The sequence below is a fragment of the Paenibacillus sp. GbtcB18 genome, from assembly GCF_019091125.1.
GTDB classification, from domain to species: domain Bacteria; phylum Bacillota; class Bacilli; order Paenibacillales; family NBRC-103111; genus Paenibacillus_F; species Paenibacillus_F chitinolyticus.
Window position 1 is genome coordinate 1 of the sequence record NZ_JAGXJX010001019.1, and the last position, 229, is coordinate 229.

The 229-nt window shown below is 55.9% G+C and carries 1 pseudogene; it reads left to right on the top strand.

The annotated features are described in order from the left end of the window. Window positions 1-229, top strand: a pseudogene (locus KVT34_RS31545) (1,4-alpha-glucan branching protein GlgB); the annotation flags it as partial.

Consider the following 229-nt stretch of genomic DNA (forward strand, 5'->3'; position numbering starts at 1 on the left):
GCAGTATCCTCCCAATCTGAACCCCTTCCCGTTTATGTACGCCGTCAACGAAAATTTCCTGCTGCCGCTTTCGCATGACGAAGTCGTGCCTGGCCAGCGGTCCATTCTGCATAAAATGCCCGGGGACTACTGGCAGAAGTTCGCCCACACCCCCGTGCTTTACGGTTATATGTCCGGGCATCCGGGGAAGAAACCTCTGTTCATGGGAGGGGAATTCGCCCCATTCGAC